Here is a 24,959-nt window from a genome sequence, read left to right as displayed (position 1 = left end):
GTCCCCCGCGCGGCACCGCCGCGTGGCGTTTGCTGACCGCACGTCCACTTCGCACAAGAAAATTCCGCCTGCTCGACTGAGCCCCGGCTGCCACTTCGGCTGAGGAGGCTCCGTCGCTCGACGGTGTCTCGCGGGCCACTCGCCGACGTACCGCCGCCGCCCACCGGCGCCGGTCTCTGGCACAGTGGCGGGGTGACCGCGACCGAGCCGACCGCACGCCGGGTGCTGCACCCGCCGGCCGGCTACCGCCTCGCCGGCTCGGTCCGCCCGCTGACCTTCAGCCCGTACGACCCCTGCGCCCGGATCGCGGGGGGCGCCTTCTGGTGGGCCACCCGCACCCCGGAGGGCCCCGCCACGTTGGCGCTGCGGCCGTCGGCCGGCGACCTGCTCGCCGAGGGGTACGGCCCGGGCGCCGGATGGGTGGTGGAACGCGCCGACGCGATCGCGGGGCTCCGCGACGACCTGAGCGGCTTCGCCGACCTCGCGGCCACGCACCCGCTGGTCGCCCGGCTGGCCTGGGAGCACCGGGGGCTGCGGATGCCGGCCACCGGGCTGGTCTTCCCGCGGGTGCTCCGGGCGGTCTTCGAGCAGAAGGTCACGGGCAAGGAGGCGTACCGGGCGTACTCCGCCACGGTCCGCCACTTCCGCGAGCCCGCGCCCGGCCCGACGCCGCTGCTCCTGCCGCCGGAGCCGGCCGCGGTCGCCGCGACGCCCTACTGGGTCTTCCACCCGTTCGGCGTGGAGCAGCGCCGGGCGGAGACGCTGCGTCGCGCGGCCGCCGTCGCGGCCCGGCTGGAACGCTGCGCCGACTCCGCCGAGGCGACCCGCCGGCTCACGGCGGTGCCCGGCATCGGCGTGTGGACGGCCGCCGAGGTGGTCCGGGTGGCGTACGGCGACCCGGACGCGGTCAGCGTCGGCGACTACCACTTCCCGAACACGGTGGCGTGGGCCCTCGCGGGCGAGCCCCGCGGCGACGACGCCCGGATGCTGGCGCTGCTGGAGCCGTTCCGGGGCCACCGGGGCCGGGTGTGCGTGCTGCTGGAGGCCGCCGGGATCCAGGCACCGAAGTACGGGCCGCGAGCGCCCATCCGCTCCTTCGCGCGGTACTGACCGGGATTCGCCGACCCCGCTCCGGCTGCCCGGCCGCGGTCCGCCGCCGCCGGCTATCCGCCCGCGCAGAGCCGGCGCAGGGTCCGGCCGAGCCAGCGGGCGTACGCGTGCTGGAAGGCCCGGCCGACCGGCCCGGCGAGCCGCATGAGCCACCCGGCGGGGCGGCTGAACGCGACCACCTCGAACCACACGTGCCCGGCGTCGTCGCGGCTGACCACGAACGCCTCCTCGCCGCGCGCCGGATGCCCGGGCAGGGTGCCGTACCCGAAGCCGATCCGGTGCCCGTCGTCGGCGACCCAGACCACCTCGCACGGGGCGCGCAGCCGCAGCGGGCCGACGCCCAGCCCGGAGACCACCCGCACCCCGGGGGCCGCGCGGGGGGCGTCCGCCTCGATGCGGATACCGGCCGCCCGGTGCAGCCGCCAACCGAGCACCGCCGCGCCGGCGGCCCGGTAGCTTCCCTCGGGCAGCCGGACCCGGTGCCGTACGTGCCGCCAGCCGGGCGGCAGGGCGCCGGTGCGGGTGGCGCCGACGTCGGAATAGGTCAGGGCCGGCATGCCGGGCACCTCCAGGCTCGTCTGCCGGCCAGCGTACGGCGGGCGGCGCCCGGCCACCGGCTCAGGCGGCCTCACGCAGGTCGGCGAGTGTGAGCGTGGTGTGCCGGCGCAGCAGGTCCTCCAGTTCGGCGACCGAGCCGACCTCGCCGAGCACGTTCTTGCCGCCGCCGAACTGCCGCGGGTACCGGTGCACGAGCCGGTAGCGGTAGCGGCCACCGATCAGCTCGACGCTGACCCGGTACCGCCCGCAGCAGGCACACCTCCACTCCGGCACCCGGCGAAAGTAGCTCTGACCTGCGGTTTTGTGATTCGCCCGCGGGGGACGAGCGGGGACGGCGGCGGACACCACGCCGCCGAGCGCGCGGTGATCTGCCTCACCCTGTCGGCGGCGTCTGGTTGACTGGTCGCCGTGAAGCTGCCGATCAATCCTCCGGTCGAGCCGATGCTGGCCAAGAGCGTCCCGCGGATCCCCACCGCGCCCGGGATGACGTACGAGCCGAAGTGGGACGGCTTCCGGTGCATCATCTTCCGCGACGGCGACGAGGTGGAGCTTGCCAGCCGGGGCGGCAAGACGATGACCCGCTACTTCCCGGAGGTCGTCGAGCAGGCCCGCCGGCAGTTGCCGGAGCGCTGCGCCGTCGACGGGGAGCTCATCGTGATCCGCCGGGACGGCCCGGGCGGGCAGCCACGGCTCGACTTCGAGATGCTGGGCCAGCGCATCCACCCGGCCGCGTCCCGGGTGAAGCTGCTGTCCGAGACCACCCCCGCCGACTTCGTGGCGTTCGACCTGCTGGCGATCGACGACGAGTCGCTGGTCGACCAGCCCTACCCGCGGCGCCGGGCCCGGCTGGAGGCGGCGCTGGCCGGGGTGCGCCCGCCGGTGCACGTCACCCAGATCACCACCGATCCGGAGACGGCACACCGCTGGTTCGAGGTCTTCGAGGGCGCCGGCCTGGACGGGCTCATCGTGAAGCCGGCCGACCTGCCGTACGCGCCGGGCAAGCGGCTCATGTTCAAGGTCAAGCACGCCCGCACCGCCGACGTGGTGGTGGCCGGCTTCCGGTGGCACAAGTCCGGGCCGGTGGTGGGCTCGTTGCTGCTCGGCCTCTACGACGACGGCGTGCTGCACCACGTCGGGGTGAGCGCGTCGTTCAGCATGGCGCGCCGCGCCGAGCTGCTCGACGAGCTGGCGCCCTACCGGGACACCGGCGGGGAGCACCCGTGGGTGCACGGCGACCACGAGCGGGGCCAGCGCATCCCGGGCGGGGTGAGCCGGTGGACCGGCACGAAGAACCTCGAGTGGGAGCCGCTGCGCCCGGAGCTGGTGCTCGAGGTGGGCTACGACGCCATGGAGGGTGACCGGTTCCGCCACACGGCGCAGTTCGTGCGCTGGCGGCCCGACCGGGACCCCCGCTCCTGCCGCTACGACCAGCTCGACCGTCCCGTGCGGTTCGACGTCGACCAGGTGCTGCGCGGCGACCCCACGGCCACCGTGGACCGGCCCGCCGCCGGCCCGGCGTAGCCTGGCGGCGAGACGATCACGGAGGGCTGCTCGTGTCCCGCACCGCCGACCGGATCCGCCGGGTCCGCCGCACCCTCGCCGGTTTCGCCGTCGTGGCGCTGCTCACCGCCGGCTGCACGCTGCCGGCGTTCGCGCCGCGCACCGAACCCGACGGTACGACCGACGGCCCGGCCGCCGCGCCCGGCGCCGCGCCGACCTGGCGTGACTGCCCGGAGGTCGCCGACGAGCTCGTGGGGCGCGGCGCGCCCGACATGCGCTACGAGTGCGCCCGCATCGCGGTGCCGCGCAACTGGGGCACCGGCGCCGGCGCCACCACGGGCCCCGGCGTCGGGCAGACCTTCGAGATCTCCCTGCTGCGTGCCCGCTCGACGAAGCAGCACGACCGTCTCGGGTCGCTGGTCATCAACCCCGGGGGCCCGGGCGGGTCCGGTGTGGACACGGCCGTCTACCTCTCCTTCGGGCCGGCGTTCGGCGGCCTGCCCCCCGCGGTGACCGAACGGTTCGACATCGTCGGCTTCGACCCGCGCGGTGTGGCCCGGTCCAGCCCGGTGAAGTGCATTTCCGACGCCGACCTGGACGCCAGCTTCGGCTACGACCCCGACCCGCGCAGCCAGTCGGCGTTCGACGGGTTCGTGGCGCTGAACCGGCGGATCGGGCAGGGCTGCGGCGGGAAGTACGGCGACCAGCTCCCCCTCTACGGCACCGAGCAGGCGGCCCGCGACATGGACGCCGTCCGCGCCGCCGTCGGCGACGACAAACTCACGTACCTCGGCTACTCCTACGGCACGCTGCTCGGCGCCACGTACGCCCAGCTCTACCCGCAGCGCGTCCGGGCGCTGGTGCTCGACGGCGCCGTCGACCCGCGGCAGGGCCTCGTGGCCGGGTCGGAGAGCCAGGCCAAGGGCTTCGAGCGGGCCTTCGGCAACTTCACCCGCTGGTGCACAGCCAACGCGGGCCGCTGCCCCATCGCCCCCGACGCCCGCGCCGCCGTGACGTCGGCGATCGACAAGGCGCGCGTCTCGCCGGCGCACGGCGCCGACGGGCGGGAGGCCACCCCCGGCTGGGTCTTCTACGCGATCATCTCCTCGCTCTACACGGAGAGCGGGTGGCAGGAGCTGGCCCGCGCGATCGACCGCCTGGACGGCGGCGACCCGGCCGAGGTGTTCCGGCTCGCGGACGCGTACGCCGGTCGGGGCGACGACGGCCGCTACTCCAACCTGTTCGACGCCAACCTGGCCGTCAACTGCGTCGACGAGGACGAGAAGCCGACCCTCGCGCGGATCCGCCAGTTGCAGTCCGAGTGGCGGCAGAAATACCCGCTGTTCGGGCCGGCGCTGGCCGTGGGCATGCTCGGCTGCGTGGAGTGGCCCGGCGGGCGGGACCCGTACCCCACGGGGGCCGCGGCGGGCGCGCCGCCCATCGTGGTGGTGGGCACCACGGGCGACCCGGCCACGCCGTACGAGCAGACCGGCGCGCTCGCCTCGATGCTCGGCGTCGGCCGGGTGCTCACCTGGGAGGGCGAGGGGCACACCGCCTACCCGCAGACCGCGTGCATCACCGACGCCGTCGACGCGTACGTGGTCGACCTGACCGTTCCCCGGGAGGGGCTGCGCTGCCCGGCCCGGTGACGTGGACATCCGTGGCCGTCGCTGTGCGAGGCTCGACGCATGGCTGACGTGATCTTCCGGGAGGCCGTCCGGGCGGACCTGCCCGCCGTCCTCGCCCTGCTCGCCGACGACCCGCTCGGCAAGACACGCGACTTCACCGAGGTCGACGAGGCGTACGAGAGGGCGTTCGCGGACGTTACGGCCGACCCGCGCAACCAGTTGATCGTGGCCGACGAGGGCGGTGAGCTGGTGGGCTGCCTCCAGATCACCTACATCCCGGGCCTCGGCCGGCACGGCGCCGAACGGTCGCTCGTCGAGTCCGTCCGCGTCCGCTCCGACCGGCGTGGCCAGGGGCTGGGCCGGCAACTCATGGTCTGGGCGATCGACCAGGCCCGGCAGCGTGGCTGCGGTCTCGTGCAGCTCACCACCGACAAGACCCGCCACGACGCCCACCGCTTCTACCGCAACCTCGGCTTCGTGGCGAGCCACGAGGGAATGAAACTCCCCCTCTAACCCACCCTCAACCCCCGCCCCATCCGCCCGGCGATCATGCACTTGTGGTGCCTTACAAAGGCCGCGAATCGGCGCAGAGCAGGCACCACAACTGCATGATCGACGCCGACGGGGCGGGGGCGCGGGGGCGGGGGCGCGGGGGCGCGCGAGGCGGTCAGGTATCTAGGAGGCGGCCGTCGCGGAGGGTCAGGGTGCGGTCGGCCAACTCGATGAGGGCGGGGTCGTGCGTGGCCACCAGGACGGTGGTGCCGCGGGCCTGCACCACGGCGCGGAGCAGGTCCATGATCGATCGGCCGGTCTCCGAGTCGAGCTGACCGGTCGGCTCGTCGGCGATCAGCAGGTCCGGTTCGTTGGCCAGGGCCCGGGCCACCGCCACCCGCTGCTGCTGCCCGCCGGACAGCTCGTACGGCCGCTGCGCGGCGTGCGCCCCGAGCCCGACCAGTTCGAGCAGTACGGCGACCCGCTCCTCCCGCTCGGCGGCCGGCACCCGGGCGAGCCGCAGCGGCACCCCCACGTTCTCGGCGGCGGAGAGGATCGGCACGAGCCCGAACGTCTGGAAGATGAAGCTGATGGTGCCCCGGCGCAGGTCCAGCAGTTCCCGTTCGCTCGCGCCCGTCACCTCGTGCCCGGCCACCGTCACCCGGCCGCTGTCCGGCCGGTCCAGCCCACCCACGAGGTTCAGCAGCGTGGTCTTGCCGGCGCCCGAGCGCCCGCGGATGGCCAGCAGCTCGCCCCGCGCGGCGGTGAACGACACGTCGCGTACCGCGTGGACGGCACGCTCACCCCGGCCGAAGGTCCGGCTCACGCCCTCGACCCGCACCAGCTCGCCGGTGACCGTGGCGGCCAGCGCGCCACCCCGACCCGTCGTCGTCACGTCGTGCCCGTTCACGCCTGCGCCTCCCGTTCCGTGCGCTGCTGGTCGCCCGGCCGCACCTCCACATGGTCCGGCTCCAGATCGAGCCGGACCCGGTCCCGCAGCGCCAGCGCCTCCACGAACGCGGCCGGCAGTTGCATCCGGCCGGTGCGGTCCAGCACCGCGTACTCCTCGCTGACCAACTCGGCGCTGCCGTCGGCGCCGATGCGCGCGGTACGGCGTACCTCCGAGGCGGTCCGGCCGTCGCGGATCGCGACGGTCCGCCGGACCTGGGTGGCCACGGCCTGGTCGTGGGTGACCACTACGACGGTGACGCCCAGCTCGGCGTTGATGGTGCGCAGCGCCCCGAAGACCTCGGCGCCGGTGGCCTCGTCCAGTTCGCCGGTCGGCTCGTCGGCGAAGAGCACCTCCGGATCGTTGGCCACCGCCACGGCCACCGCGCAGCGCTGCTGCTCGCCGCCGCTGAGCTGGCCCGGCCGCCGGTCCGCGCAGTAGCCGACGCCCACCAGGTCGAGCAGCTCCCGCGCCCGTTCCCGGCGGGCTCGGCCGCCGCGCCGGCCGGCCAGTTTCATCGGCAGCTCCACGTTCTCCAGCGCCGTCAGGTACGGCAGCAGGTTGCGTCCGGTCTGCTGCCAGACGAAGCCCACGGTCCGCCGCCGGTAGCTGAGCCGGCGCTTCACCGAGAGGTTGAGCAGGTCGTACCCGGCCACCCGCGCGATGCCGGCGGTCGGGGTGTCCAGCCCGGAGAGGATGTTGAGCAGGGTGGACTTGCCGGAGCCGGAGGCGCCCACAATGGCCACCAGCTCGCCACGGTCGATGACCAGGTCCAGCCCCTGCAGGGCGACCACCTCCACCCCCTCGGTCTTGAAGATGCGCACCAGCCCGTCGCACACGATGTGCCCGCGCAGCCGGTCACGGCCGCCGGCCCGCTCGGCCGCGCGCTGCGCCGCGCGCTGTTGCAGGGCGGCCAGGTCCGGTACGACAGGTGTCGCCGCGGTAGCGGTCATCTCAGCTCTCCTCTCCGAGCCGGAGCACCTCACCGAGGCGCAGCCGGCGGTTGTTCAGGGCCTCGACGGCAACCGCGAAGCCGAGGGCGACCGCCCCGAGCGCGACGACCGCGGCCACCAGGCCCGGCTCGAACGCGACCCGGACCGGGATTCCGCTGGTGAAGGCGGACAGGCCGAGCAACGGGGTGAGCAGCAGCGGCAGCAGCGCACCCACCAGCGCGCCGGTGACCACCGCGACGCCGACCAGGGGGGCCAGCTCGACGAGGAGCAGGCCCCGCCACTGCCGGCGGGACAGGCCGAGGGTACGCAGCCGGGACAGCACCTGCCCGCGGGCGCGGGCGCCGGCCAGCACGGTGAACGCGATGGCCAGCAGGCCGAGGACCACCCCTCCGGCCGCCCCGGCGGCGAACCCGAAGACCAGCAGGCCGTTGGCCCCACCGCCGCCGAGCTGCGCGCGGGTGTCCGCCCAGGTGCTTACCTGCACGCCGCGCGGCGGCGCGCCGCCGGTCACGGTGCCGGTGCTCAGGTACCGGCGCTGCCCCTCGTCGCCGACGCGGCTCAGCTCGCCGGTGTCCAGGTGGTCACCGGCCAGCAGGAAGCCGGTCGGCGCCCGGACGGTGTGCCGCGCGGGCAGCGCCTGGAGGGGCAGGACGACGAACCGTTCGGTCGTCCCCGCGACGAGCGGGAAGCTGTCGACCGTGGCGGCGACCCGGAACTCGTACCGCTGACCCTGCACGGCGACGAACGCGGACCGGTCCAGCCCAGCCCGGGCGAGGTCGGCCGCGACCGCTGGCGAGACCACCGCGGGCAGCGGTCCCGGGCTGGCTCCGGTGAGCAGCGCCGGCGGCACGGTCGACTCCCGGCCCGCCTTCCGGCTCACGGCGGCGAGCGCGGGACCGTCGACCGCGAGCACGCGGGTGTCCCCGGCGCCGGCGTCGGTGCCGCCCGCGTCGCGCGCGAACCGCTGGCCGCGTTCGTCGAGGAACGCCGCCACGGCCTCGACGCCGGGCAGTCGGCCCAGCTGGTCGCCGGTGTCGGCCGCCAGCCGGTCGCCGACGATCAGCGCGTCGCCGGGCACCGCGCGGCTCGCGGCCCGGTCGCGGCTCGCCTCGACTCCCGCGGCCACCACCCCGCAGAACGCGGCGGTGGCGATCGCCAGCACCACGACCACCAGCGGGGTGGCCACCACGGAGCGACCGGCACGGGCCGTGCCGAGGAAGGCCACGCTTCCGCGGGTACGCGCCGTGAACCGGCTGAGGAGCCGGAGGGGCCACGGGTACACGCGCAGCACCAGCACCGTGACGCCGATCGTCAGCAGCACCGGCACGGCCACGAGCAGCGGGTCCACCTCCCCGAGCGTGAGGCCGCGCCGGCGCAGCAGCACCACGGCGAGCGCGGCCAGCAGCAGCAGGAACGCCTCCAGGGTGAGCCGGCGGGCCGTGGGGCGCAGGCGGACCAGGTCGCGCCGCCCGGCGCCGGTCGGTACGGCGAGCGCCGCCACCGGCAGCGCCAGCGTGACCAGCACGGCGGCCACCGCGGCGAGCGGGACGGTCGAGCCGGGCGCGCCGGGCACGAGCGTGCCGAGCAGCCACCCGAGCGCCCCCGCCACGGGGATCACGAGGAGCGACTCGGCGAGGCTCCGGCGGGCGGCGATCGTGCGCCCACCCCCGCGCGCTCGCAGCAGCGCGAATTCGGACCGCCGGCGCCGCGCCGCCAGGCCGGCGGCGAGCGCCACCAGGCCGGCCAGGGTGGCGAGCACACCGGTCGCGATCACCGCGAGCAGCGTCCGGGCGGAGGCGAGCGCGTCGCGGAACTCGCGCAGCGGTATGTCCACTCCCTGCGTCAGCGCGAACCCCTCGGGCGTGGCCCGTTGCAGACGTTCGATGGCGTCGATGGTGGCGCCCACCCGTTGCGGGTCGACGCCGTCGGCGCCGATCCGGTAGCGCCAGGTGAAGTGCAACGGCCATCCTTCGGCGGCCCGGCCGTCCACGGCGCCCGCGTCGGCCAGCCCCACGGCGAGGTACGGCTCCCCGTCGCCCTGGGGCTCGCCCGCCCGCAGCAGCTGCGGAACCGTGTCCCAGATGCCGTCCGCGGGGTCCTTCGGCGTGAAGATGCCGACGACGACCACCGGCGTGGGCGCGAGCTCCCCCGCGTCGGAGGGCAGGGCGAGGCGCAGCTGGCTGCCGGCGTGGACGCGCAGTCTCCCGGCGACGTGCTCGCCCAGCGCCACCTGCACCGGCTCGCCACGAGCGGGGCGGCCGGCGTCCGGCCACCGTCCCTCCACGAGGGTGGCCGCCTCGGGCACGCCGGGCGCTGCCCGCAGCTTCAGGTCGACCAGCAGGTTGTTCACCTTGAGGTCCGGTCCGGTCAGCCGGGCGAACGGGGTGTCCGCGGCGAACCAGCGCTCCGCGACCGCGTCGCGGACCTCGGGCGGCATCGCCGCCTGGAGCTTGTCCGTCTCCGCCTGGGCGCCCCGGGCGTCCGACGGGCCCGTGCCGCCCGCGAGTTGCCCCGCCGTGTACGTGAAGTCGCGCTGGGCCGGCGACTGCGCCGCCAGGTGTTCCCGCAACCCCTGGTCGGTGAGCCGGTTGGCGACCCGTGGCACACCGCTGATCAGCAGCGTGATGACCAGCGTCAGGACGCCCAGGAGCAGGAACTGCCCCCCGTACGCCCGGACCCGGTTGACGACCCCGCCGATGCTCACCGTTCTCCCCCGATCCGCAGCTGCGCCGCCGCCACCCGCTGCCGGAGGCCGGACGCCATGAACGCGCTGGCGCCGAGCGCGGCCACCAGGAGGCCGAGCGCGGTCGTCCCGATCGGCGCCCAGGGCAGCGCGAACGCCGCTTCCGGCACCGGCCGGCCGGCGGCCGGCGTGAGGATGACCAGCGGCGCCATGGTCGCGCCGACGGCCGCGCCGAGCAGCAGGCCGACGCCCACGCCGATGCCGGCCAGGAAGGTCTGCTCGGCGAGCAGCGCCCGGGCCAGCAGCCGGGGCGTGGCGCCGAGCGTGTGCAGCACCGCGAACTCGGTGAGGCGGTGTCGACCGGTGGCCCAGACGTCGACCATCAACCCGACGAGGGCGAGCAGCACGGAACCCAGCGCGGCGGCGAGGAGGCCGACCCGGGCGCCCCGCCAGTACGGGTCCTCGGCGGCCGTCCTCGCCGCCGCCCGGCGGTCGAGAACGGTGACCCCGGCCAGCTCGGTGACGGCCCGGGCCGCGTCGGCGTGCCCGGCGGCGGTGGTGTCGACCCACCACTCCGACGTGGGCCGGATCGTCCCGCTCGCCCGGACGAGCCAGTCCACCGCGGCCGGCAGGTCGAGCAGCACACCCTCGCCGGCCGTGGCGGGAACCGCGTCGACCTCACCCACGAGCCGCACCGGCACCGACGCCCCGGAGAGGGCCAGTTTGACCGTCTCACCGACCTTCAGGCTCAGCGCCTCGCGCACCCGCGGGGTCATCAGCGCCGGCACCGGGGCGTTCTCGGCGGCGGGCACGACGGTGAACCGGGACGGCGGGGCGGTGAAGTAGCGCGAACCGCTCGTCATCCGAGCCAGCTTGTCGCCGGAGATGCCGGTCGGGTTCACCTTCGCGGGCGCGGTCGGGTAGTCCTCCGGGGCGACGACCGCCCAGGACCCGCTCAACCCAGCCGGCCGTGCTGCGCCGTCGGCGCCCACCACGCGCAGGTCCTCCACGGTGAGTCGGTAGACGAGTCCTTCCAGCGGGCCGCCGTCGGCCTCGAAGCCGGCCAGCCGCAGCGGGACGCCCCCGGAGTCGGGCAGTTCCACGGTGAACGGGACGGCCCGGCCGTCGGCGCCACCGGTGGCCATGGGCAGCCGCCACGCGTGTCCCGCCGTGCTGGTGACCAGGAGCGTCACGGTGACGTCGATGGGCCGTAGCGCCTCCTCGACCCGGGTGCGCACCACGCCGGTGATCGCCGTGGTGCCGGCCGGCAGCTCGGTCCCGGCGGGTGTGCCGCGGGCCTCGACCATGCGCCGGTAGAGCGCGGGCACCGGATCGTCGGCCAGCCGGTCGTTGAACCGGGCGGTGTCGGCCGCGGCGGCGGCGTCCAGGCTGAGCACGGTGACCGGCAGGTCCTCCCGGCCCACCCGCACCTCGTCACGCCAGGCGGGCAGCGCGTGGTCCACGCCCGGCAGGGCCGCGATCTGCCCGGCCCGGGCGGGCGGCGCGGCGCCGTTGCGCTCGGTGAGCCGCAGGTCGGCGCCGACGGTGTGGTCGGCCTGTTCGACCTGCGAGCGTTCCCCGGTGGACACCAGCGACCAGGCGAGGGTGCTGCCCCCGACGGCGAGGGCGAGCAGCAGCACCGGGCCGGCGTGCGGGCGTCGCCCGGCCTGCCACATGCCGAACATGGTGGCCGTCCAGGGACGCCGGTCGACGAACCGTTCGGCGAACCGCGTGGCCGGCGGGAGCAGCCGCAGCGCCACGACCGCCCCGGCCAGCACACCGAGGGTCGGCGCCGCGACCAGCAGCGGGTCGACGCCGAGCCGGCCGCCGGCGCCGGCCAACGGCGAGGCGTACCGGTGCAGTTGGAACCAGGCGAGCACGGCGAGGGCGACGAGCGCCAGGTCGAGGCCGGCCCGCTGGACGGCGGCGCCGCGACTGGGCCGCGACCGGGCGGCCATGTCGGCCACGTACGTCCCGGCCCCCCGCAGGGTGGGCGCGACCATCGCGGCCAGGCAGCCCGCGGCCGCCGCGGCCGCGGCAGCCCAGAGCAGCGTCCCGTTGCCCGCGTCGGCGAACCCCGTCGCCCCCGCGGGTCGCAGGTGCCGCAGCGCCTCCCCGGCGACCAGCGGCCCGAGCAGGCCGGCCGGTACGACCACGAGGGTCGCCTCCCGCGCCGCGAACCCGGCGAGCTGCCGGCGCGCGGCGCCCCGGGCCCGCAGCAGGGCGGTCTGCGCCCGACGGTCCTCGTGCAGCAACGCGGCCACGAGCACCAGCGCGTACCCGCCGAGCACCACGATCAGCAGCAGCGGGGTGGTCAGCGCGGAGCGGCCCACGAGATCGGCTCGGGCGATCCGGTCCAGCAGCCCGTCGATCCGGGTGGCGGTCTGCGCGGACGCGCCGAGACCGGCCGCGGTCGGCAGGTCGGCGGCCACCGCCGCCACCGCCTTCCGCACCGGGTCCAGCCGGGACGGTTCGACGGCGGTGAGGTCCGGCTCGGCCAGCCAGGAGGCGGAGACCAGACCGGGAAACGTGGCCGCGAAATCGGCCGGGTCGAGCGCGAACGGCCCGTACGACGTGTCCGAGGCGGCGCTGGCGCCCGTGCCCACCCCGGGGGCCAGCCGCCAGTACGACTCGGCCGGGTCACGCGGCCGCCACGTGCCGGCGAGCACGACCTCGTCGGCGCGGTCGGTACGCCGGTCCCGCAGCGGCACACGCTCGCCGACCGTGAGCCCGAGCGTCGCGGCGACCTTCTCCGGCAGCGTCACCTGGGTCGGCCGGGCGCCCGGGACCGGCCACGCGCCGGCGGTCAACTCGGCGTGCCGGGCCAGGTCCCCCAGCGTGAACAGGTTGGCGAAGACCGGCTGCCCGTCGCGCCGGGTCACCGTGCCGAGGTCGCCGGTCAGCTCCCGGCCCGTGCCGTAGCGGGCCGCGGCCACGGTGACCGGGGCGCCGCCGAGACCGCCCGCGAACTCGTCGCGGACCGCCCGGTCGCGGGTGGTGAACTCGGCGACGCCGGTGCCGCCGGAGCCGCTCACCAGAAGGCTGCGCTCCTCGGCGGGCGCGGCCGCCACGAGCGCGCGCTGCCCCGCGTCCACGGCGCGGCGGTTGTAGTCGGAAAGGCCGGTCACCAGGGCCACCGCGACCAGCGCGGCGACCACCGCGGCAGCCAGCAGCCCCCGCGCCTCGCCGGCCCGCCTCCACACCAGCTTCATCCGACCCCTCCCCTGGCCCCCGTCGGGCCGAACGACCAGGGAAAGCGGTCGACCGAGGGAAAAGGTTCCGCCCGTTACTTGATCGTTACCGTGCGGGGCGGAGCCCTGGTCAGCGTGGGCGGTCGCGGTCCCGGGACGGCTGGACGCGCTTCGGCTCCCCCGGCATCTTCGGGTGGTCGGGGGGATAGGGCATGTCGCCCTGCCCCGCCGCGGCGTCCCGCTCGGCCCACTCGAGCAGCGGCGTGACGTCCCACGGCTCGTCGTCGATGCCCGCGTGCGGGTCACCCCGCTCGGCGAGCCGGGCGGGGACGGTGGCCAGGTCGAAGTCGTCCGGATCGACGTCGGGCAGCTCGTCCCAGGTGACGGGGGTGGAGACGGTGGCCCGGGCGTTGGCGCGCAGGGAGTACGCGCAGGCGATGGTGCGGTCACGGGCCATCTGGTTGAAGTCGACGAAGACCCGCGCGCCGCGCTCCTCCTTCCACCAGGAGGTGGTGACCAGGTCGGGACGGCGGCGTTCGAGCTCCCGCGCCAGCGCGATGGTCGCGCGGCGCACCTCGACGAACGTCCAGCGGGGCTGGATGCGCAGGTAGACGTGCACGCCCCGGCCACCGGAGGTCTTCGGCCACCCCGCGACGCCCAGCTCGTCGAGGAGGGCCCGCAGCTCGCCGGCGGCCTCCGCGGCGTGGGCGAAGTCGGTGCCCGGCTGCGGGTCGAGGTCGACGCGCAGCTCGTCGGGCCGGTCCGCGTCGGCCGCCCGCACCGGCCACGGGTGGAGCACCACGGTGCCCATCTGGGCGGCCCACGCCACGTGGGCCAGGTCGGCCGGGCAGAGCTCGGCCGCCGTACGCCCGCTCGGGAAGGTGATCTGGGCGGTCTGCACCCAGGGCGGCACGCCCCGGGTCGGCACCCGCTTGGAGAAGAACATCTCCCCCTCGACGCCCTCGGGGAAGCGCTGCAGGGTCGTGGGCCGGTCGCGCAGGGCGCGCAGGATGCCGTCACCCACGGCCAGGTAGTAGTGGAAGACATCGCCCTTGGTGAACCCCCGCTGCGGGAAGATCACCCGGTCCGGACTGGTCAGCCGTACGGTGTGCCCGGCCACCTCGACCTCGGTCACCGTTCCCTTCGTGGTGCCACCCATCAGGCGACCATATGCGACGCCTCCGACGTCCGGCGTACCGTTGACGGGTGAGTCTCGACGACACCCAGCTGCCCCGCAACGAGGACGAGTGGCGCGTCCGCCTGACCCCGGAGGAATTCCGGGTGCTGCGGGAGGCCGGCACCGAGCGCCCGTGGACGGGCGAGTACGTGAACACCAAGACCCAGGGCGTCTACCACTGCCGGGCGTGCGGGTTGGAACTCTTCTCCAGCGACACCAAGTTCGACTCGCACTGCGGCTGGCCCAGCTTCGACGACGCCATCCCCGGGCGGGTCAGGGAGATCGAGGACCGCAGCCACGGCATGGTCCGCACCGAGATCCGCTGCGCCCGGTGCGACAGCCACCTGGGGCACGTCTTCCACGGCGAGGGCTTCACACCCAAGGACACCCGGCACTGCGTCAACTCGCTCTCGATCCGGCTGGAGCCGCGCTGACCGGTGGCTGGCGCACGTGGGCTACCTGTTGACGGGTGACCCTTCTCGACGTACGCCGGCTCGCGGCGATCGACCTGCACGGCTCGGCCGGGTCGTCGGTCCGTCGCCGGGTGATCCTGACCGAGTTCGCCGTCGGCGTGCTCGGCTGCCTGGCGCTGGGCGGGTGGCTCGTCGCGGACGCCGACGGCCCGGGCGACGCCGTGCTGGGCGGCTACTTCGTCCTGCTCGGCCTCAACTACGTCCCCCTCACCCTGCACGCCGTGGCGCTGCGTCGCCCGGAGGCGTTGGCGCGGGAGCTGGCCGGGGTCGACATCCCCGGTGAATTGCGGCGTTACACCGTCCGCCAGCTCTGGGTGCTGGTGCCGCTGCTGCCGGTCGCGCTCGCCCTCCGCCAGTCGCGCCAGCGGTGACCGCGGCCGCCGCTCGGGACATCACGCCCGGCGGTCACGGTTGGGCGGCCGGCGATCCCGCCAGAAGCCGCACCTCGGCGGTACGCGACTGCTCGATCCGCCGGGCGAGGTCGCGTACCCGTTCGTCGGTGCCGGCGCTCACGTGCGCCCGCGCCAGGTCGGCCGCCGCCCGCTGATGGTCGGCGAGCACCTCGCGCAGCACCGCGTCGACCTCGCCGTCGGCGGCGTCGCGCAGCCGCGCGAGGTCGGTGGCGGAGACGCCGTGCCCGGCGTGGTCGTGCCGGCGGCGCGCCTCGTCCGGCGCCTGGCTCGCGGCCTGCAGCCAGCCGCGCATGGTGGCCAGCTCGTCGGCCTCGGTCACGTCGATCGCGGCGACGAGGGTCCGCAGCTCCGGGTCGGTGACGCGGTCCCGGACCGACCGGACGATCTCCAACGTCTGCTCGGTGTGCGCCGCCATCATCGTGAGGAAGAGGAGGTCGATGCCGCTCGCCGCGGTCGGCGCGGAGCCGCCGGGCGCGGCAGCGGACGCCGCGACGGGCGGCGGCGCCGGGGTGGCGGACGGGGCCGGGCCGGTCGCGCAGCCGGCGGCCAGCAGCACTGCCGCGAGCGCGGCGACCGCCGCGGGCGGACGGGTCATGAGGACCTCCGGCGTGGAGCCGACAGGGGTACGGGGGCGCGGCCCGCTGGCGGGACGGGCCGCGCCCGTACGGTCAGATTTGGCTCCACAGCGCCGGCACGTTCGGCGGCTCCCAGCCGGCGATCGCGGTGTGCGCCTGGCGGCAGCGGTACGTCCGCCCGCCGTAGGTGACCTCGTCACCGACCTGGTAGGCCCGGCCCACGGTCCAGGTGCCACCCGCCGGCGGCGGCGTGGTGGGCGTGGTCGTCGGCCGCGGGGTGGGCGTCGGTGTCGGCGTCGGTGTGGGGGTGGGGCCGGGGCCGCCGCCCCCGCCGATCTGCAGGTCGATGCAGGAGTAGAACGCGTTGGCGGTGTCGGCGATGTTCCAGATGGCAAGCACCTTCTGCCGGCCGGAGTAGCCGCCCAGGTTCACCGTGTGCGTGACGGTCGCCCCCGGCTGCTGGCCGTTGCCGTTGAAGACGGCGACCCGGCTGTTGCCGATGTAGTACTCCCAGTTGCTGGTGGCGTGCCGGGCGGTGTTGACCCAGGTGAAGGTCACCGTGCTGCCGACCGAGGTGGCCGGCCAGCCCCGGCTGTCGTCGTTGAGCACGGCGAACTGGGCGATGTTCGCGTGGCAGTTGCGAAGGCCCTTCGGTCCCTCGACGCTCTGCGGCTCGTACTTGATCTGCCCGCAGTCGGGGACCCGGTTCTGTGCGCAGAGCGCCTGGCGGCTCGGCGGCGACGACACGTAGCCGTGCGCCTGGGCGGGCGCGGCGACGGCGAGTGAGGACAGGACGGCGCCCGCCGCCACGATCGGGACGGTGATTCTTCGACGCATGGTGGCACCTCCACGGCCGGATGACGATGCCCCCAACATAAATTAAACTTTGTTAACAGTAAAGACCCTTATCGATAAAAGAATCGGCGCTCCTGAATGTCGTCAGATCACCAGCGTGCAGCCACGCTCGTCCACGCGGTCGGCCGTGTCGTCGTCGAGCCAGACGCCGCCGGTCGCCAGGTAGCGAAAGCGGTACTCCCCCGGGCCGAGCCGCACGGTCACCGTGCGGGTGCCGTCCCGTCGGGCCACCAGCTCGTGCCGGCCGGGCTCCCAGCCGTTGAAGCAGCCGACCACGCTCACCGTCCCCGGCGGCGTGTCCCGCGGCAGGCAGAAGGTGACGCGGGTCTGGTTGCCGAAGAGCCTGTTGCGCTTGATCACGGAGTACCTCCAGGGGCTCGGGGTGCCTACCGGGCCTAACGGGCGACACGCCGGGGTCGACACGCCGCCCGCACGAGGCGGATTGCAGCGGTTCCGCCCTGTGCCGTCCTGGCCTGCCGCAGTCTGAGGACACCTGTCCTGATTCGGGGGTTTTCCATGGCGACGTGCGAGGTTTGCGGCAACGACTACTGGATGGCGTTCGAGGTGCGCACCGTCAGCGGCGACACGCACACCTTCGACAGCTTCGAGTGTGCGATCCACCGGTTGGCTCCGATCTGCGAGCACTGCCAGATCAAGATCGTCGGGCACGGCGTCGAGGTCAACGGACGGTTCTTCTGCAGCGGGCACTGCGCCCGGGCCGTCGAGGGCGCCCAGGGCGCCGAGATCCGCGACGCGGTGGGCGTCCGTCCCGCCTGAAGCGGTACGCCTCCCGCGGCCGGTCCACCGGGGCGGCCTACGATCGCGGAATGCCGCCGCGGACCATCGAGCTGCACACCGCCACCTTCGCCGACCTGGACGCCCGCACCTTCCACGACCTGCTGAGGCTGCGGATCGACGTGTTCGTGGTCGAGCAGGACTGCCCGTACCCGGAACTGGACGGCCGTGACGTCGAGCCGGGCACCCGGCACCTCTGGCTGGCCGACGCGGTGGGACCCGTGGCGTACCTGCGGATCCTCGCCGACCCGGGCGGCGTGGCCCGGATCGGTCGCGTGGTGGTGGCGCCCCGGGCCCGCGGCGGGGGCCACGCCGGCCGGCTTCTGACCGAGGCGCTGGCCGTCGTGGGCGACCGTCCCTGCGTGCTCGACGCCCAGTCGTACCTGGTCGACTTCTACGCCCGCCACGGCTTCACGGTCACCGGCCCCGAGTACGTCGAGGACGGCATCCCGCACGTCCCCATGCGCCGCGATCCCGGCAGGTGACGGTCCCGCGCGGGAATCGGGTCGCGTGCCGGGCGCGCACGGCGGGACCATGACGCCCATGATCGAGATCAGGGTGCTCAGCCCGGACGACTGGAAACTGTGGCGCGAGGCGCGCCTCGGGGCGCTGGCCGAGGCGCCGTACGCCTTCGGATCCCGCCTCGCGGACTGGCAGGGCGACGGCGACCGTGAGGAGCGCTGGCGGGACCGCCTGGCGATCCCCGGTTCGCACAACCTGCTCGCGCACCTCGACGGGCGACCGGTGGGCATGGGCAGCGGCGTGCCCACCCCGACCGCCGGGACGGCCGAACTCATCTCCCTGTGGGTGCACCCGGACGCGCGCGGCCGGGGCGTCGGCGACGCGCTCGTGGACGCCGTCGCCCGGTGGGCCCGGGAGGCCGGCGCGGACCGGCTACGGCTGGCGGTGGCGGCGGGGAACGAGGCGGCCGTCCGCCTCTACGAGCGCCAGGGGTTCGTGACCACGGGGGAACTCGGCGACCTCATGCCCGACGGCGTCCGCCGGGAGCAGGTGATGGTCAAGCAACTCCTCTGACCGACACCGGTACGGCGATGTGGCGGTGTCCGGTGGATCGGGACACCGCCACATCGGCGATCGGGGGATTCCGGACCGGTCAGACGAGGCAGCTCACGATGTCCGCGACGGACCGGCGGCGCCCGGTGAAGAACGGCACCTCCTCGCGCACGTGCCGGCGGGCGGCCGAGGCACGCAGGTCGCGCATCAGGTCCACGATCCGGTGCAGCTCGTCGGCCTCGAAGGCGAGCATCCACTCGTAGTCGCCCAGCGCGAACGAGGCGACCGTGTTGGCCCGCACGTCCGGGTAGCCGCGGGCCAGCCGGCCGTGCTCGGCGAGCATCTCGCGCCGCTCGGCGTCCGGCAGCAGGTACCACTCGTACGAGCGGACGAACGGGTAGACGCACAGGTAGGCGCGCGGCTCCTCGCCGGCCAGGAACGCGGGGATGTGGCTCTTGTTGAACTCGGCCGGCCGGTGCAGGGCCATCTGCGACCAGACCGGGGTCATGGCCCGGCCGAGCGTGGTGCGGCGGAACCGCAGGTACGCGTCCTGCAACGCGTCGCTGGACGACGCGTGCCACCAGATCATCAGGTCCGCGTCGGCGCGCAGCCCGGACACGTCGTACGTGCCGCGGATCGTCACGTCCTTGCCGGCCAGTTCCTCGAAGAGCGCCTCGACCTCGGCCGTAACGTTGTTCCGCAGCGAGGGCAGCGGGCTGCTGGCCCGGAACACCGACCACATGGTGTAGCGGATGGTGTCGTTCAGCTCCCGCAGCCGGGCCGCGTTGGTCTGCTCGCTCATGTCCCCGATCCTCCCAGTGCAGTGATGATCTCGTCGGCCGCCGTCTCACCCGAGCGGACGCAGACCGGGATGCCCACCCCGTCGTACCCGGCGCCGGCCAGGGCGAGGGTCGGGTGACTCGCCCGCAGCGCGGCCCGCACCACGGCCACCCGGTCGGTGTGTCCGGGCGTGTACTGCGGCAGCGCGCCGCCCCAGCGCTGGACGTGCCCGGCCACCGGCGCGGGCAGCGGCGTGCCGACCACCGCCGACAGCTCGCGGTGCACGGTCGCCGCCAGGTCCTCGTCGGGGCGTTGGAGCTGCTCCTCCTCGCGGTACCGGCCGACCGAGGCCCGCACGAGGGCCAACCCGTCCGGCCGGCGCAGGTGCCCCCACTTCGTCGTGAAGAACGTGGACGCCTTGATGAGCAGCCCCTCGGTGCCGGGCACCAGGAAGCCGGAGAGTTCCGGCAGCTCCGGCTCGGGCAGCGCGAGGGTGACCAGCGCGACGCTCGCGTAGTCCAGCCCGCCAACGGTGCCGGCCACCTCCGGGGCCGGCCCGGCGAGGAGCCGGGCGGCCGGGCGCGCCGGCAGGGCGAGCACCACGGCGTCGACCTCGACGTGCTCCGGGTCGCGCGTGGGGCCCACGGTCAACCGCCAGCCGGCCGGCGTCGCGTGCAGCTTCCGGACGGTCGCGTCCCGGCGTATCGTCGCGCCGCTCTCGCGGGCCGCCGCCTCGACGAGCGTGCCGAGCCCGCCGACCAGGGTGCCGAAGACGGGGGCGCCGGGGGCGCGCGGCGCGGCGGCCTGCGCGGCACGCACCGCGCCGACGAGGGTGTGCGCGACGCGGGCCGTCCGCGCCAGCGCCGGCATGGTGGTGACCAGGGACAGGTCGTCGGCCCGCCCCGCGTACACCCCGCCCAGCATCGGGTCGACCAGGCGGTCGACGACCTCGTCGCCGAACCGGGACCGGACCAGGGCCCCGACGCTCACGTCCTCGTCCTCGTCGAGCAGCGGGCGGCCGGCGTCCCGGTCTGCGTCCGCGGCCGGTGTGGCCACCGTCGTGACCTTCGCGAGGTCCCCGGGTACGCCCACCAGCGTGCCGCCCGGGACCGGGCGCAGGCTCCCGTCGACGGCGAGCGCGGCCTGCCCGACGGTCGGGTGGACGATCCGGTCGGCCAGGCCGAGCCGGCGGACCAGCGCCACGGCGGCGGACTCGCCACCGGCCGGATCGCGCATGAGGAAGGACTCGGCGCCGAACTCGACGGGCCGGCCGGCCAGCTCGCCGGTGCGCAGCTTGCCGCCGAGCGCGCCGGACTGCTCGTACACCGTGATCTCGGTGCCGGCGGGCGCGCGGTCGCGCAACCGGACGGCGGCGGCCAGCCCGGCGATTCCGCCGCCGATCACCGCCACCCGCCACGGCCGCCGCATCCCGCTCAGCTCCGGTCGCCCGCGCCGGCGGTCAGCTCGTGAACCAGCGCGACCACCCGGGTCAGCACCTCCGGATCGGTCTCCGGCAGCACGCCGTGGCCCAGGTTGAACACGTGCCCCGGCGCGGCCCGGCCCTCCTCCAGCACCCGGCGCACCTCGGCCTCGACGACGGGCCACGGTGCGAGGAGCACGGCCGGGTCGAGGTTGCCCTGCACGGCCCGGTCCGGGCCGATGCGGCGGGTTGCCACGTCCAGCGGCGTACGCCAGTCGACGCCCACCACGTCCGCTCCGGCCTCGCCCATGACCGCGAGCAGCTCGCCCGTGCCCACCCCGAAGTGGATGCGCGGGACGCCCGCGTCGGTCAGCCCGGCGAGCACGCTCGTCGAGTGGGGCAGCACGTAGCGGCGGTAGTCCGCCTCCGACAGCGCCCCCGCCCAGGAGTCGAAGAGCTGCACCGCGGAGACCCCGGCCGCCACCTGCACGCGCAGGAACGCGAGCGTCACCTCGGCCAGCCGCGAGCAGAGCGCGTGCCACAGGTCCGGGTCGCCGTGCATGAGCGCCTTGGTCTTCGCGTGCGTCCGTGACGGCCCGCCCTCGATCAGGTAGCTGGCCAGCGTGAACGGCGCGCCCGCGAAGCCGATCAGCGGGGTGTCGCCCAGCTCGGCGACGAGCGACCGGACGGCCTCGTCGACGTAGGGGACGTCGTCGCGGCCGATCGGGCGGATCCGCTCGACGTCGTCGGCCGTGCGCACCGGCTCGGCCACCACGGGCCCGGTGCCCGGGACGATGTCCAGCTCGACCCCGGCGGCGGCCACCGGCACCACGATGTCGCTGTACAGGATCGCCGCGTCCACCCCGTGCCGGCGAACCGGCTGGAGCGTGATCTCGGTGACCATCTCGGGGCGACGGCAGGACTCCAGCATCCCGACGTTCGCGCGAATCTCCCGGTATTCGGGGAGGGAGCGGCCGGCCTGACGCATGAACCAGACCGGCGTGTGCGGTGCGGGCTGGCGCCGGCAGGCCCGGACGAAGGGCGAGTCGCCCGGTCCGGCAGGGGCGGGGCTTCCGTCTCGGGCCGCGTCGCCCGTGGTGTCCGTGCTCATCGCGGCCATCGTGCCACGCCGCCCGACGCCCGCGACGCCCACCGCCCCCACGTGTGATCCGCCCCGCCCGCGGTGTGCCGCCACCCGTCGGCGCGCCGTCGCGGCGGCGGGTGGGCGGCGGGCATAGGCTGCCCGCATGGCCCCCCCGATCGCGCTCCCGGAGACGTTCGCCCGCGCGGTTGCCGGGCTACGGTCCGCGGCGCCCCGGTCGGAGATCGTGCTGGAGGAGGTCGGCGCGCCGCAGCGCCTCGCCCCGTACGCCTTCGCGCTCGCCGCGAGCGTGCTGCGCGACGGCGACGAGGTGGCCACCGGGCGGCTCATCCTGCTCCACGACCCGGCCGGGCACGAGGCGTGGCAGGGCACCCTGCGGCTGGTCACCTACGTGACCGCCGAGCTGGAGGTCGATCTGGCCGCCGATCCGCTGCTGCCCGGGGTCGGCTGGACGTGGCTCACCGACGCCCTCGACGCCCAGGACGCCGGCCACCGGGCCATCGGCGGCACCGTCACCCAGACCATGTCGACCCGGTTCGGCGAGCTGGCCGGCCCGCCCGCCGTGGCCGACATCGAGATCCGCGCTTCCTGGACACCGGTCGACGACGACCTGGCCCCCCACCTGCTGGCGTGGTGCGCCCTGCTCGCCTCGACGGCCGGGCTGCCGCCGCCCGGGGTGACCGCGCTGCCGGAGCGTCGCTCCGCCGGCGCGGCCTGACCCCGTACGGGCGGCGTCAGAGGTAGTTCTCGGCCTCGTCGCAGACCTTGTTGAGGCCGCTCATGGCCTTGTCGTACTCGCCCTTGTTGCCGGCGGCGGCCGCGCCGAGGGCGGTGGTCAGCTTGTCGAGGCAGTTGGCGATGACCTTCTTCTGCCGGGCCTGCTCGTCCCGGTCGTTGCGGGTGCCCGTGAGGTCCTGCTCGGTGTCGGCCAGCTTGTCCTGGACGCCCTGCAGGTCGGCCTTGAGCTTCTCCAGCTCCCGGGCGTTCGCGGCGATCGTGCCGTCGCGCTCGCTGACCTGGGCGGTGAGACGCCGCTCGGTACGGTCCAGCTCGCCGCTCTTGGTCACGTAGAGGCCGGTCATGACACCGCCGAGGACGAAGAGCAGCCCCGCCACCACGGCCAGGACCAGCACGGTGCGGCCACGACCGGCGCCCGGTCCGGTCGGCCCGTACGGCGGCATGGTGCCGGGCGGCGCCGACATCGGCGCGCCGTAGACCGGGCCGGACACGGGCGGCACGGACATGGGCTGGTCGACGCCGACGACCGGCGGCGCGGAGACACCGTACGGCGGCGAACTGGCCGGCGGGTACCCGGCGGCGGGCGGCCCGGAGAACGGCTGCGTGGGCAACCGGCGCGACGGGCTGCGCCGGCATCGGCTGGGTGTGCTGCGCCGGCTGGACCGGCGCGGCGGGATGCCCGGCTGCCGCCGGGTAGACCGGCATCGGCTGCGTGTGCCCCGCGGGCTGCGCCGGCATCGGCGCGGTGGCCGGCGCCGGCTGCCCCACGCCGTACGGCGCGGGCGGCTGCGGCGTCGCGGGGTACGTGCCGGCGGGCGGCGGGTGATCGGGCCTGGCTGGCTGCGCCGGGGACGCGGGCGGGAAGCCCTGCGGCCCGGTCGGTGGTTGGGTCATCTCGTTTTCCTCCAGGGTGACGCGGTCCGCGGCGGCGGACGCCACGGACCGTCAGTGGTACGACGGCCGGCCGGCAGGACCCGGGCGGACGTCGGGGTGGTCGGGGTCGGGGCCGGCCGTCGGGCGTCAGCGCCCGGGCAGGCCCGCACGGTCAGCAGATCTTGAAGCCGTCGCAGGCGATGGCGATGGGTACGGCGAGACCGATGCCCTCGGCGTCACGCGCCTTGGCCGTGGCGATGCCGACGACCTGCTTGCTGCCGTTGATCACCGGACCGCCCGAGTTGCCGGGATTGATGGGCGCGTCGAACTGCAGGACCGGCCCGGAGCCGTCCCGCGCGTCGCGGAACGCGCTCACGACCCCGGTGGTGACGCTGTCCTCCAGACCGAGCGGCGCGCCGACCACGACGATCTGCTGACCCGACTTCACGGCCTCGGGCGCGGCGACCAGGCCGGTGAAGCGGCCGGTGGTGCGGAGCTGGGCGACGTCGTTGGTCTTGTCGACCTTCACGATGGTCGCCGCGAAGCGCTGGTCGGTGCGTTCCAGGAAGACCTCCCGGCCGCCGCCGTCCCAGACCGCCTCCACCACGTGGAAGTTCGTGAACAGGTTCGTCCCGCCACCGGCGGCCGGTTTTCCGATCGCGAACGCGGTGCCGGTGAACTGGCCGGCGCGGACCCGGAACACGCTGGGCAGCGCGGCGCTGGCCACCGCCTCCGGGTTGAACGTCGCACCGGCCTGCTTCTCGAGCGCCTCCGTACGCTTCTCCACCCCGCCCAGCCGCGCGCCGTCGTCGCTCTGGGCCTCGGCGAGCCGGCGGTCGGTGGCCGCGAGACGGTCGCCGAGGCGGTCGATCTGGTGCGCCTGGAACCCGGCCAGCCCGGCGAGCGCGAGGGCGACCAGCGCGGCGAGGACGGTGAGCCAGCGCCCGCGCCGGCGGGGGGCCGGCGGCGGCGCGGGTTGGGCCGGGTACGCCACGGTCCCCGCCGGCCACGTCGGTCCGGCCGGTGGCACCGACCCGAACGGCGCGTTCCCGGCCGGGCCGGTCGGCGGACCGTACGCGACCGGAGCCGGCCCGACGGGCGGGGCCGGCGGTGCGGGTACGGCGGCGCCTGCCTCGGCCGGCGTACCGGCGGCGGAGGGCACCGGTCCCGCGCCGCCGGGACCGGGCGGCGGCGCTGAAAGACGGGGACCGGGCGGCGGCGCTGAAAGGCCGGGGCCGGTGGGTGGCATGAAGAGGCCGGGCCCGGTCGGCTGTCCGGGAACCGCGGCCGAGGGCGGCGGCGTGGCGACGCCGGGACCGGTCGGTGGCGGGGGAGCCGCGGCCGGGGTCGGTGGTGCGGGAGCCGCGGCCGGCGTCGGCTGCGGGGGAACGCCGGGCACGGCCGGCTGCGGAGGAACGCCGCCGGCCGCCGGGTGCGTGGGAGGGCCGGGCGCGGGTGCGGGTGGCGCCGGCCAGCCCGGCACGGCGGCGCGGGCCGGCTCGATCCGCGGTGGCAGCGGTCCCGGGCGGTCCCCCGTCGCACGGGCCGGGTCGTGGGGGCCGGCCTCCGCCGGGTGCCCCTCGCCCGGACCGTAGCCAGCCGAACCGTAGCCAGCCGTCATGATCGCCACGCCCTCCCCGTCGACGCTGAAGCCGCCTCCGGGCCGGACCCGTGGCGGTG

At 75.6% G+C, this 24,959-nt stretch carries 25 protein-coding genes; 10 read left to right on the top strand and 15 right to left on the bottom strand.

Annotated features, from left to right (window positions below):
* Nucleotides 1–192: 192 nt before the first annotated feature.
* Complete coding sequence (locus ACSNOA_RS09940; protein WP_436657661.1) at nucleotides 193–1,110, top strand: DNA-3-methyladenine glycosylase family protein; 918 nt, start codon at nucleotides 193–195, stop codon at nucleotides 1,108–1,110.
* Nucleotides 1,111–1,163: 53 nt separating this feature from the next.
* Here the strand turns inward: ACSNOA_RS09940 and ACSNOA_RS09935 are convergent, their stop codons facing one another.
* Together ACSNOA_RS09935 and ACSNOA_RS09930 are read right to left on the bottom strand one after the other, a co-directional pair.
* Nucleotides 1,164–1,667 (bottom strand): DUF1990 family protein, encoded by a 504-nt coding sequence (locus ACSNOA_RS09935; protein WP_436657660.1) that lies wholly within the window; start codon nucleotides 1,665–1,667, stop codon nucleotides 1,164–1,166.
* A gap of 61 nt (nucleotides 1,668–1,728) precedes the next feature.
* A complete protein-coding gene (locus ACSNOA_RS09930) occupies nucleotides 1,729–1,941 on the bottom strand; it encodes a hypothetical protein (RefSeq protein WP_436657659.1) in 213 nt (70 codons plus the stop codon).
* 135 nt (nucleotides 1,942–2,076) lie between these two features.
* On the opposite strand from ACSNOA_RS09930, the gene ACSNOA_RS09925 reads away from it, so the two are divergent.
* Genes ACSNOA_RS09925 through ACSNOA_RS09915 form a run of 3 tightly spaced genes read left to right on the top strand, consistent with a single transcriptional unit; the run spans nucleotide 2,077 to nucleotide 5,309 of the window.
* Nucleotides 2,077–3,189: an ATP-dependent DNA ligase gene (locus tag ACSNOA_RS09925; protein WP_436657658.1), complete on the top strand. Its 1,113-nt coding sequence runs from the start codon at nucleotides 2,077–2,079 to the stop codon at nucleotides 3,187–3,189.
* A gap of 53 nt (nucleotides 3,190–3,242) precedes the next feature.
* Nucleotides 3,243–4,817 carry an alpha/beta hydrolase gene (locus ACSNOA_RS09920; protein ID WP_436658366.1) on the top strand — a complete coding sequence of 525 codons (1,575 nt, stop codon included), beginning with the start codon at nucleotides 3,243–3,245 and terminating at the stop codon, nucleotides 4,815–4,817.
* A 39-nt stretch (nucleotides 4,818–4,856) separates the two neighbouring features.
* On the top strand, nucleotides 4,857–5,309 hold the full coding sequence (locus tag ACSNOA_RS09915) for an N-acetyltransferase family protein (protein WP_436657657.1): 453 nt from the start codon (nucleotides 4,857–4,859) through the stop codon (nucleotides 5,307–5,309).
* A 154-nt stretch (nucleotides 5,310–5,463) separates the two neighbouring features.
* On the opposite strand, the gene ACSNOA_RS09910 is transcribed toward ACSNOA_RS09915, so the two are convergent.
* The 5 genes from ACSNOA_RS09910 to ligD form a co-directional block, all read right to left on the bottom strand.
* On the bottom strand, nucleotides 5,464–6,156 hold the full coding sequence (locus tag ACSNOA_RS09910; protein WP_436658365.1) for an ABC transporter ATP-binding protein: 693 nt from the start codon (nucleotides 6,154–6,156) through the stop codon (nucleotides 5,464–5,466).
* 38 nt (nucleotides 6,157–6,194) lie between these two features.
* A complete protein-coding gene (locus ACSNOA_RS09905) occupies nucleotides 6,195–7,190 on the bottom strand; it encodes an ABC transporter ATP-binding protein (RefSeq protein ID WP_436657656.1) in 996 nt (331 codons plus the stop codon).
* Nucleotide 7,191: 1 nt separating this feature from the next.
* On the bottom strand, nucleotides 7,192–9,894 hold the full coding sequence (locus tag ACSNOA_RS09900) for an FtsX-like permease family protein (RefSeq protein WP_436657655.1): 2,703 nt from the start codon (nucleotides 9,892–9,894) through the stop codon (nucleotides 7,192–7,194).
* Complete coding sequence (locus tag ACSNOA_RS09895; protein WP_436657654.1) at nucleotides 9,891–13,085, bottom strand: FtsX-like permease family protein; 3,195 nt, start codon at nucleotides 13,083–13,085, stop codon at nucleotides 9,891–9,893. The genes ACSNOA_RS09900 and ACSNOA_RS09895 overlap by 4 nt, the downstream gene beginning before the upstream one ends.
* Before the next feature lie 109 nt (nucleotides 13,086–13,194).
* Entirely contained in the window at nucleotides 13,195–14,223 is a 1,029-nt protein-coding gene (gene ligD / locus ACSNOA_RS09890) for a non-homologous end-joining DNA ligase (protein WP_436657653.1), read from the bottom strand.
* Nucleotides 14,224–14,270: 47 nt separating this feature from the next.
* Here ligD and msrB point away from each other — a divergent pair, with 47 nt between their 5' ends.
* Both msrB and ACSNOA_RS09880 read left to right on the top strand, forming a co-directional pair.
* Nucleotides 14,271–14,675 carry a peptide-methionine (R)-S-oxide reductase MsrB gene (msrB, locus tag ACSNOA_RS09885; RefSeq protein ID WP_436657652.1) on the top strand — a complete coding sequence of 135 codons (405 nt, stop codon included), beginning with the start codon at nucleotides 14,271–14,273 and terminating at the stop codon, nucleotides 14,673–14,675.
* A gap of 35 nt (nucleotides 14,676–14,710) precedes the next feature.
* Nucleotides 14,711–15,085, top strand: a complete 375-nt coding sequence (locus ACSNOA_RS09880; protein ID WP_436657651.1) for a hypothetical protein — start codon at nucleotides 14,711–14,713, stop codon at nucleotides 15,083–15,085.
* A 34-nt stretch (nucleotides 15,086–15,119) separates the two neighbouring features.
* Here the strand turns inward: ACSNOA_RS09880 and ACSNOA_RS09875 are convergent, their stop codons facing one another.
* From ACSNOA_RS09875 to ACSNOA_RS09865, 3 genes are all read right to left on the bottom strand, one after another.
* Nucleotides 15,120–15,722 carry a DUF305 domain-containing protein gene (locus ACSNOA_RS09875; protein WP_436657650.1) on the bottom strand — a complete coding sequence of 201 codons (603 nt, stop codon included), beginning with the start codon at nucleotides 15,720–15,722 and terminating at the stop codon, nucleotides 15,120–15,122.
* A 73-nt stretch (nucleotides 15,723–15,795) separates the two neighbouring features.
* Nucleotides 15,796–16,539, bottom strand: coding sequence for a lytic polysaccharide monooxygenase (locus tag ACSNOA_RS09870; protein WP_436657649.1), 744 nt, complete (start codon nucleotides 16,537–16,539; stop codon nucleotides 15,796–15,798).
* A gap of 102 nt (nucleotides 16,540–16,641) precedes the next feature.
* A complete protein-coding gene (locus ACSNOA_RS09865; RefSeq protein ID WP_436657648.1) occupies nucleotides 16,642–16,917 on the bottom strand; it encodes an isoamylase early set domain-containing protein in 276 nt (91 codons plus the stop codon).
* Nucleotides 16,918–17,073: 156 nt separating this feature from the next.
* Between ACSNOA_RS09865 and ACSNOA_RS09860 the strand changes: the two genes are divergently transcribed.
* The 3 genes from ACSNOA_RS09860 to ACSNOA_RS09850 are packed head-to-tail and all read left to right on the top strand — an operon-like array spanning nucleotide 17,074 to nucleotide 18,387.
* Complete coding sequence (locus ACSNOA_RS09860; protein WP_436657647.1) at nucleotides 17,074–17,334, top strand: Prokaryotic metallothionein; 261 nt, start codon at nucleotides 17,074–17,076, stop codon at nucleotides 17,332–17,334.
* A 50-nt stretch (nucleotides 17,335–17,384) separates the two neighbouring features.
* The gene (locus tag ACSNOA_RS09855) at nucleotides 17,385–17,837 is read left to right on the top strand and encodes a GNAT family N-acetyltransferase (RefSeq protein WP_436657646.1); all 453 of its coding nucleotides are present in this window, start codon (nucleotides 17,385–17,387) and stop codon (nucleotides 17,835–17,837) included.
* A gap of 58 nt (nucleotides 17,838–17,895) precedes the next feature.
* On the top strand, nucleotides 17,896–18,387 hold the full coding sequence (locus tag ACSNOA_RS09850) for an N-acetyltransferase family protein (protein ID WP_436657645.1): 492 nt from the start codon (nucleotides 17,896–17,898) through the stop codon (nucleotides 18,385–18,387).
* Between the two features lie 79 nt (nucleotides 18,388–18,466).
* Here the strand turns inward: ACSNOA_RS09850 and hemQ are convergent, their stop codons facing one another.
* The 3 genes from hemQ to hemE are packed head-to-tail and all read right to left on the bottom strand — an operon-like array spanning nucleotide 18,467 to nucleotide 21,686.
* Nucleotides 18,467–19,168, bottom strand: a complete 702-nt coding sequence (gene hemQ, locus ACSNOA_RS09845; RefSeq protein WP_436657644.1) for a hydrogen peroxide-dependent heme synthase — start codon at nucleotides 19,166–19,168, stop codon at nucleotides 18,467–18,469.
* Entirely contained in the window at nucleotides 19,165–20,574 is a 1,410-nt protein-coding gene (gene hemG / locus ACSNOA_RS09840; protein ID WP_436657643.1) for a protoporphyrinogen oxidase, read from the bottom strand. The genes hemQ and hemG overlap by 4 nt, the downstream gene beginning before the upstream one ends.
* 5 nt (nucleotides 20,575–20,579) lie before the next feature.
* Complete coding sequence (gene hemE / locus ACSNOA_RS09835; protein WP_436657642.1) at nucleotides 20,580–21,686, bottom strand: uroporphyrinogen decarboxylase; 1,107 nt, start codon at nucleotides 21,684–21,686, stop codon at nucleotides 20,580–20,582.
* 127 nt (nucleotides 21,687–21,813) lie between these two features.
* Between hemE and ACSNOA_RS09830 the strand changes: the two genes are divergently transcribed.
* Nucleotides 21,814–22,386 carry a DUF3000 domain-containing protein gene (locus tag ACSNOA_RS09830; RefSeq protein ID WP_436657641.1) on the top strand — a complete coding sequence of 191 codons (573 nt, stop codon included), beginning with the start codon at nucleotides 21,814–21,816 and terminating at the stop codon, nucleotides 22,384–22,386.
* 16 nt (nucleotides 22,387–22,402) lie between these two features.
* Here the strand turns inward: ACSNOA_RS09830 and ACSNOA_RS09825 are convergent, their stop codons facing one another.
* Entirely contained in the window at nucleotides 22,403–23,017 is a 615-nt protein-coding gene (locus ACSNOA_RS09825) for a hypothetical protein (protein WP_436657640.1), read from the bottom strand.
* A 434-nt stretch (nucleotides 23,018–23,451) separates the two neighbouring features.
* Nucleotides 23,452–24,900 carry a S1C family serine protease gene (locus tag ACSNOA_RS09820; protein WP_436657639.1) on the bottom strand — a complete coding sequence of 483 codons (1,449 nt, stop codon included), beginning with the start codon at nucleotides 24,898–24,900 and terminating at the stop codon, nucleotides 23,452–23,454.
* Nucleotides 24,901–24,959: the final 59 nt, after the last annotated feature.

Origin of the sequence: Micromonospora sp. URMC 103, from assembly GCF_051386435.1 — a bacterium.
Classification (GTDB): domain Bacteria; phylum Actinomycetota; class Actinomycetes; order Mycobacteriales; family Micromonosporaceae; genus Micromonospora.
This window is presented reverse-complemented; position numbering and strand designations above follow the sequence as displayed.

What these genes read in the sequence shown, in the direction of transcription:
- ligD (WP_436657653.1), bottom strand. Translation starts at nt 14,223, where the DNA reads ATGGGTGGCACCACGAAGGGAACGGTGACCGAGGTCGAGGTGGCCGGG.
- ACSNOA_RS09935 (WP_436657660.1), bottom strand. Translation starts at nt 1,667, where the DNA reads ATGCCGGCCCTGACCTATTCCGACGTCGGCGCCACCCGCACCGGCGCC.
- hemQ (WP_436657644.1), bottom strand. Translation starts at nt 19,168, where the DNA reads ATGAGCGAGCAGACCAACGCGGCCCGGCTGCGGGAGCTGAACGACACC.
- ACSNOA_RS09905 (WP_436657656.1), bottom strand. Translation starts at nt 7,190, where the DNA reads ATGACCGCTACCGCGGCGACACCTGTCGTACCGGACCTGGCCGCCCTG.
- hemG (WP_436657643.1), bottom strand. Translation starts at nt 20,574, where the DNA reads ATGCGGCGGCCGTGGCGGGTGGCGGTGATCGGCGGCGGAATCGCCGGG.
- ACSNOA_RS09870 (WP_436657649.1), bottom strand. Translation starts at nt 16,539, where the DNA reads ATGCGTCGAAGAATCACCGTCCCGATCGTGGCGGCGGGCGCCGTCCTG.
- ACSNOA_RS09820 (WP_436657639.1), bottom strand. Translation starts at nt 24,900, where the DNA reads ATGACGGCTGGCTACGGTTCGGCTGGCTACGGTCCGGGCGAGGGGCAC.
- ACSNOA_RS09875 (WP_436657650.1), bottom strand. Translation starts at nt 15,722, where the DNA reads ATGACCCGTCCGCCCGCGGCGGTCGCCGCGCTCGCGGCAGTGCTGCTG.
- hemE (WP_436657642.1), bottom strand. Translation starts at nt 21,686, where the DNA reads ATGGCCGCGATGAGCACGGACACCACGGGCGACGCGGCCCGAGACGGA.
- ACSNOA_RS09895 (WP_436657654.1), bottom strand. Translation starts at nt 13,085, where the DNA reads ATGAAGCTGGTGTGGAGGCGGGCCGGCGAGGCGCGGGGGCTGCTGGCT.
- ACSNOA_RS09860 (WP_436657647.1), top strand. Translation starts at nt 17,074, where the DNA reads ATGGCGACGTGCGAGGTTTGCGGCAACGACTACTGGATGGCGTTCGAG.
- ACSNOA_RS09855 (WP_436657646.1), top strand. Translation starts at nt 17,385, where the DNA reads ATGCCGCCGCGGACCATCGAGCTGCACACCGCCACCTTCGCCGACCTG.
- ACSNOA_RS09915 (WP_436657657.1), top strand. Translation starts at nt 4,857, where the DNA reads ATGGCTGACGTGATCTTCCGGGAGGCCGTCCGGGCGGACCTGCCCGCC.
- ACSNOA_RS09850 (WP_436657645.1), top strand. Translation starts at nt 17,896, where the DNA reads ATGATCGAGATCAGGGTGCTCAGCCCGGACGACTGGAAACTGTGGCGC.
- ACSNOA_RS09830 (WP_436657641.1), top strand. Translation starts at nt 21,814, where the DNA reads ATGGCCCCCCCGATCGCGCTCCCGGAGACGTTCGCCCGCGCGGTTGCC.